The sequence below is a fragment of the Coriobacteriia bacterium genome (assembly GCA_014859305.1).
In the GTDB taxonomy this organism is placed as follows: domain Bacteria; phylum Actinomycetota; class Coriobacteriia; order Anaerosomatales; family Kmv31; genus Kmv31.
Window position 1 is genome coordinate 1 of sequence record JACUUM010000074.1, and the last position, 6,006, is coordinate 6,006.

10 protein-coding genes are annotated in these 6,006 nt (G+C 72.2%); 9 read left to right on the forward strand and 1 reads right to left on the reverse strand.

Annotation, left to right across the window (positions count from 1 at the left end; all coding sequences use genetic code 11):
* Positions 1–84: 84 nt before the first annotated feature.
* From IBX62_10135 to IBX62_10175, 9 genes are all read left to right on the forward strand, one after another.
* Positions 85–249 (forward strand): hypothetical protein, encoded by a 165-nt coding sequence (locus tag IBX62_10135; GenBank protein ID MBE0477444.1) that lies wholly within the window; start codon positions 85–87, stop codon positions 247–249.
* Positions 250–432: 183 nt separating this feature from the next.
* Positions 433–1,221: an aldo/keto reductase gene (locus IBX62_10140; GenBank protein MBE0477445.1), complete on the forward strand. Its 789-nt coding sequence runs from the start codon at positions 433–435 to the stop codon at positions 1,219–1,221.
* Between the two features lie 14 nt (positions 1,222–1,235).
* Positions 1,236–1,694, forward strand: coding sequence for an HIT family protein (locus IBX62_10145; protein ID MBE0477446.1), 459 nt, complete (start codon positions 1,236–1,238; stop codon positions 1,692–1,694).
* A 52-nt stretch (positions 1,695–1,746) separates the two neighbouring features.
* Positions 1,747–2,127, forward strand: a complete 381-nt coding sequence (locus IBX62_10150; protein MBE0477447.1) for a hypothetical protein — start codon at positions 1,747–1,749, stop codon at positions 2,125–2,127.
* Between the two features lie 61 nt (positions 2,128–2,188).
* A complete protein-coding gene (locus IBX62_10155; GenBank protein ID MBE0477448.1) occupies positions 2,189–2,719 on the forward strand; it encodes a YqhA family protein in 531 nt (176 codons plus the stop codon).
* Between the two features lie 116 nt (positions 2,720–2,835).
* Positions 2,836–3,576: a hypothetical protein gene (locus IBX62_10160; GenBank protein ID MBE0477449.1), complete on the forward strand. Its 741-nt coding sequence runs from the start codon at positions 2,836–2,838 to the stop codon at positions 3,574–3,576.
* 22 nt (positions 3,577–3,598) lie between these two features.
* On the forward strand, positions 3,599–4,066 hold the full coding sequence (locus tag IBX62_10165; GenBank protein ID MBE0477450.1) for a DUF488 domain-containing protein: 468 nt from the start codon (positions 3,599–3,601) through the stop codon (positions 4,064–4,066).
* 55 nt (positions 4,067–4,121) lie between these two features.
* Entirely contained in the window at positions 4,122–4,817 is a 696-nt protein-coding gene (locus IBX62_10170; protein MBE0477451.1) for a CDGSH iron-sulfur domain-containing protein, read from the forward strand.
* A 110-nt stretch (positions 4,818–4,927) separates the two neighbouring features.
* Positions 4,928–5,326 (forward strand): hypothetical protein, encoded by a 399-nt coding sequence (locus IBX62_10175; GenBank protein ID MBE0477452.1) that lies wholly within the window; start codon positions 4,928–4,930, stop codon positions 5,324–5,326.
* Positions 5,327–5,574: 248 nt separating this feature from the next.
* Here IBX62_10175 and IBX62_10180 read toward each other — a convergent pair.
* Positions 5,575–6,006 (reverse strand): KamA family radical SAM protein (locus IBX62_10180; GenBank protein ID MBE0477453.1); only part of this gene is annotated, 432 nt, incomplete at its 5' end.

Here is a 6,006-nt window from a genome sequence, read left to right on the forward strand (position 1 = left end):
TTCGAGTACACCGAGACGCTGGACGAGAAGACGCGCGAGCTCGTGGGCCTCGCGGCGGCGGTCGTAGGGCGGTGCCACCATTGAGTGCGGCAGCACTTCGCGGGCGCGAAGGACGCCGGTGCGGGCATCGACGAGATCCGCGAGACGATCGCACTCGCGATCGAGGTCGGCTCCGGGAGGTTGCGCAACTTCGTCACGGACACGCTCGAGGAGATCACGCTCGAGATGCGCGAGCCCGCGCGGAAGTGAGCCGGGCCGGGTCGCGAGTCCTGACGCCCGCCGGACCGGGTGCCTCCGTCGCGCCCTTCGGCGGCCGGAGCCGTAGCGCGGGCGGGTGATGCCCGGGTATCCTCGGGAGGGGAGGTGAGGTCCGTGACCGATTCTCACCCGCGCTCCATCGCGGACACGATCACGCTGGCGAACGGCGTCGAGATGCCGTGGCTGGGCTTCGGGACCTACAAGATCCCCGAGGGTGCGGCGACGGAGGACGCCGTCGGGACCGCCCTGGACTACGGGTACCGCGGGATCGACACGGCCTCCCTCTACGGCAACGAGGGCGGCGTCGGCCGCGCCGTCCGGGAATCGGGCGTCCCGCGCGACGAGGTGTTCGTTGCCACCAAGGTCTGGAACGACGAACAGGGGTACGCCGAGACGCATCAGGCGTTCGAGCGGAGTCTCAAGCGCCTCCGGATGGAGTACGTGGACCTCTACCTCATCCACTGGCCCGTCGGCCGCATCGTGGTCGACACGTGGCGGGCGATGGAGGAGATCCTCGAGTCGGGAGCCGCGAGGGCGATCGGCGTGTGCAACTTCCTCGAGCACCACCTCGAGCAGCTCCGCCGGACCGCGAGCGTGATGCCGATGGTCGACCAGGTGGAGCACCACCCGCGCCTGGCCCAGCCGCATCTGCGCGAGTACCTGCGTCGCGAGGGCGTCGTGATCCAGGCATGGGCGCCGGTCATGCGGGGCCGAGCCGGCGCGACCAGGGAGTTGGCGGTCATCGGTGAACGGCACGGCAAGACGGCCGAGCAGGTATCGCTGCGCTGGATCCTCCAGCACGGCGTGACCGCGATCCCCAAGTCGGTGCACGCCGCCCGCATACTCGAGAACGCGTCGGTGTTCGACTTCGAGCTCTCCGAGGACGAGATGGCCGCGATCGACGCGCTGGACCGGGGCGAGCGGCTCGGTCCCGACCCGGACAAGTACGGTTGGCGCGGGTGAGAGCGGAGAGGGACGTGGACAGGGGCTGCCGATTCTGCCGTGTCGTGTCGGGCGAGGACGCCGCCCGGATCGTGCACGCCGACGATGCCGTGGTCGCGTTCCTCGACGTGCGCCCGCTGATCCCCGGCCACACGCTCGTGGTGCCGCGCCGCCACGTGGAGGTGCTCGGCGACCTGCCCGACGAGCTGGTGGCTCCCCTCATGCGGGTCGTGCGCGCCGCCAGCCGCGCGATGGAGAGCGCGATGGGCGCCGAGGGGAGCTTCGTGGCGGTCAACAACCGCGTCTCGCAGAGCGTGCCGCACCTGCACGTCCACGTCGTGCCGCGCAGCCCGGGGGACGGGCTGCGCGGTTTCTTCTGGCCTCGGCACGCCTACGCCGACGAACGGGAGGCCGACGCGGTGGCCGAGATGGTGCGCCGTGGCATCGCCGAGGAGCTCGCCCGCGGCGGATCCGAGGCGAGCCCCGCGCCGTGACCGGCCGTGAGGGGAATGCTATCGGGGTCACCCGAGACGAGCGGAGGAACGGATGAACCTGAGCCACCGCAGCGGCCGCGGGTCGGGGGTGCGCGGGCCCGGCGCGCTGCTGCTCGCGCTGCTGTTGTCGGCCACGCTTCTGGCGGGGTGCGACGGGGACGGCGACGGCGTCACCCCGCGGCCGGAAGAGACCACGCCGGGTGAGGAGGCGACGGCGCCCGCGCCTCCCGAGGAGACGCTCGCCGAGGGCGAGGAGCTGGTGAACGAGCGCTGCACGCCGTGCCACAGCCTCGACAGGGTCTACGCCGAGGACAAGGACCGTGAGGGCTGGACCTCCACCGTCGACCGCATGATCTCCCTCGGTGCCGAGCTCGACGCGCGTGAGCGCCAGGTGGTCATCGACTACCTGACCGAGCGGTCGGAGTCGCCGTAGCGGCAGCGGCCGTAGCGGCAGCCGGTGCCCGGGCGGGTACAACCCCCCCGTGGAACCGGTGATGAGCAAGGAGGAGCGCTACATGCGCCCGCTGCACGTAGCGGGCGTGAACCTGGGCGTGTTCGTGATGGCCGGCGCCGCCGTCCTCACGTTCGTCCTGGCTCTCGTGCGCCTCGTCGGGGCGGTGCTGTTCGTCTCGGGTCTGGCTGCCAACGGCGCCGACCGGCTGCTGGCCGCGTTCGACATCCGCCCCCAGCCGGTGGTGCTCATGCTCGTGCAGGTCGTGGACGCCACCATCCTGGCCGTGATCTTCCTGACCTTCGCCTTCGGCCTGAGATCGGTCTTCCTCGGCAAACGCTACGCCGTGCTGGCCTTCGACATCCGCGACCTGGACGAGCTGAAGACCTACCTCATCGGGCTGGTGGTGACCCTGATGAGCACGCGCTACCTGGAGTTCCTTCTCGGCAGGGAGTCGGAGGCGGGACAGGCTCTCTCGGCGGGTATCGGAACGGCCGCCGTGATCCTGGCGCTTTCGGCCTACACAATCGTGCTGCGCCGTTACGGCTCGGGACCCGGCTCGCACCGGGAGTGAGCGCCCCGCGGCGGAGGTCCGCCGGCATCGGGGGGCTGGCGGCGGACCCCCCGAGGGGCGATGATGAGCGCCGGGTTCCGGAGCGGAGCCCTCTTCGGGGGCGAACGGGAGGGCCGATGCTGAGGATGGAACCCTGGCGGTGGGCGATCGTCGCGGCGACGGCTCTCGCGCTGGCCGGCTACATGGGCTGGACGATCTCGAGGATGCTCTCGCGGCCCGGCGATCAGCGCGGCGCCGTGCGGGAGGCGAGCGCGTTCGAGTCCGGGCTGTTCGAGGCGCGGGTACCGCCGGACGCGGCGGTCTTCGACGGCTGGTCCTACCGTGTGCCGGCGCGGTTCATGGGCCGCGTCAGGGTGCTCGTGGACGCCGACTCGGTCTCGGTGGCCGGTCCGCGCGTCTCCGCTCCCGCCTACGGCGCGTGGATCTGGGCGCAGGGCCTCCTGCTGGCGCTCGCGCCCGCGGGGGCCGTCTGGGCCCTCCTGCGCCTCGACTGGCGGCCGCTGCTGGTCGCGCTCGGGCTGTTCGTCGCCAGCTGGCTGGTCTCCTCGGTGGGCGCGGCGGCGCTGCCGAGCCTCGCCGAGCTGGAGCTGCTCGAGGATGGCCGCTTCCCCGCCGTCGAGTTCCCCCGCTCCACGGTCCGCGACGTCGCGATCGGCGAGGGATGGGCGCGCGGAGGGCTGGAGGTGGTCGTGCTGCCCTACGTCAGGGGCGTCGACGCGCTCGCGAAGCGACGCGCGGTCTCGTTCTTCGCGCCCGACGGCGAGGGGCGCGAGGTGCGCTACGCCGCGCACCTCTACTCCGACGAGAAGGCCGAGGAGCTGGCGGGCATACTGGGGGAGACGGCTGGGGCACCGTAGGCACGAGGGGTATGTCCTCTGCATGACGACGCTTTGGACCATCGGGTACCAGGGCTACGGGCCCGACGCGTGGCTTCGACGCGTGCTGGCGGAAGGGATCGAGCTCGTAGCCGACGTGCGGCAGCTGCCGCGAAGCCGCAGGCCCGGGTTCTCCAAGAAGGCGCTCGCCGAGCGGCTCGAGGCCGTCGGCGTGCGTTACGTGAGCATGCGCGAGTTCGGCGCGCCGCCGGAGCTGCGCATCCCGCTCCGTGAGGGGAGCCTGCCCTTCTCCGGGTTCGCCCCCGCGTTCCGCCGCCTTCTCGAAGGACGCGCCGAGGAGCTCGACGCGCTCCTCCGGCTCGCGCGCACACGACGCACCTGCCTGCTGTGCTGGGAGGAGGACCCGCGCAGGTGCCACCGCAGCCTCGTGGCCGAGGCGCTCGGGCAGCGGGCGCGACGGTCGCGGCCCTCGGACGGGGTCGAGGTCGTGCACCTGCGCCGTGACGGGTAGATTCGCGTGTGTGACGGTGCCCGGGGGGTGGCGCGTGGACGAGCGCAGGCAGCGCATGAGGATCGCCGTGAACGAGGACGGGCCGTACACGGTATCCGGCGGCGTGCCGCTGGTGCGTGCCGAGATCGTGACCGACGAGGCCGGCGAGTCGGTGGCATGGCGCGAGACCGGGCGGCTCGACGTCGGAGAGCGCCACATGCTCTGCCGCTGCGGCGCCTCGCGTACCAAGCCGTTCTGCGACTGGACGCATACCGAGGTCGGTTTCGACGGCACCGAGACCGCCGGGCACAGGTCGTACATGGAGCAGTCGGTGACAATCGACGGCCTCCGGCTGCTCCTGCGTGACGCGCGCAGGCTCTGCGCCGAAGCGCGCTTCTGCGATCGGGCCGGCGGGCTGCGGAACCTCATCGAACGCTGCGACGACCCGGAGGTGCTGGCGCTGGCGATCGAGGAGGCGCAACTGTGTCCCTCGGGCAGGTACGTGGCGTGCGACCCCGAGACGGGCGAGCCGATGGAGCCTGAGCTCGAACCGTCGATCGCGCTGGTGGAGGATCCGCATCTCGGCGTCAGCGGGCCGCTGTGGGGACGCGGCCGGGTCCGGGTGGCGGATGCCGAGGGCCGGCCGTACGAGGTCCGCAACCGGGTCACGTTGTGCCGCTGCGGGGCCTCGGCCAACAAGCCGTTCTGCGACGGCTCGCACATCGCGTCGCGCTTCGTCGACGAGTCGGTTCGGCAAGGCCCTTCGGGCTGACCGCCGCTCGGCCCGCCGCGAGAGCCCGCGGAAGGGCTGCGAAGAAGGGCGGGCTGCGCTAAGCTGGATGCCTCTTCGATCGGTGGCCTCATGTCGACGGGAGGCGGACCATGTATCCGAGACGTCCGGGAGCGGTCCTCGCCGGGCTCCTCCTCGCGGTGGCGCTGCTCGCAGGTTGTGAGGGCGGCGAGGTGCTTTCCGGTTGGAACGCCTCGGGGGGCGGCCGTGACTGGCAGGCGCGGTTCGGCGCCTTCGAAGGCAGCGAATCCCGGGAGCTGTCGGTGGGCGGAGCCCGGGAGCTCCGCCTCGACTACCGCGTCGAGGTTCGGGAGGGCTCGATGACCGTAGCGGTGCTGGGAGCCGACGGCCGGCAGGTGTGGAGCACGACCGTGACCGGCTCCGAGGAGGACAGGATCGGCATCCCGCTGCCCGACAGCGGTCCCTACCGCCTCACCGCCCTGGGTGCGGGAGCGACGGGCCGCTTCGACCTCTCCTGGAAGACTCGCTAGGGCGCGGTCCGGCAGGCGGGGTCCCGCGTGGGCTCGCGCCCGCGCCGCTCCTGCCGGCCCTCGGGGGGTACACCGCCTCCATGGGCGCGCGACTCCACATAGCCGAACGCACGCCTCGAGCGCGCGTCGCCTTTGCCGGCCGCGGTGACGCCGGAGGGGTGCTGGCCTCGGTGCTCGCGGCAGGACCCGACCCCCGCGCGCTCGTGCTCGCGCTGCCGAGGGGAGGCTCGCGGTAGAGGTGCGGCTGCCTACGCGGTCGCGGGCCAGCGAGCCTCGTTCGCGGAGGTCAGGTCGTCCAGCCACAGGGCCTTGTCGTCGCGGGCGAGCACCAGCATGCGGTTCTCGTCGGCGGGGTCCTTCGCGCGGTGGTACCGGGCGTAGATGCGGTCCTCGTCGATGCCGACGACCTCCACCTTCCCGCTCTCATGCGACAGGCAGAACCGGGCGCGCCGTGACAGGCCGGAGAGACGGGAGCGGGCCTCGGCGACCAGCTGGAACCCGCGGACGATCGGTATCTGGAAGGGCCGGTTCCCGGCGGTCGGGCGGCACTGGAACACGTAGTACTGCGGGCAGCCGGCGTCGGTGCAGCGCCGGAAGAGTTCCGCGAGCACCTGGGGGTCGTCGTTCACTCCTGCGGTCACGGGATACTGGTTCACCAGCATCACGCCCAGGCCGTGCAG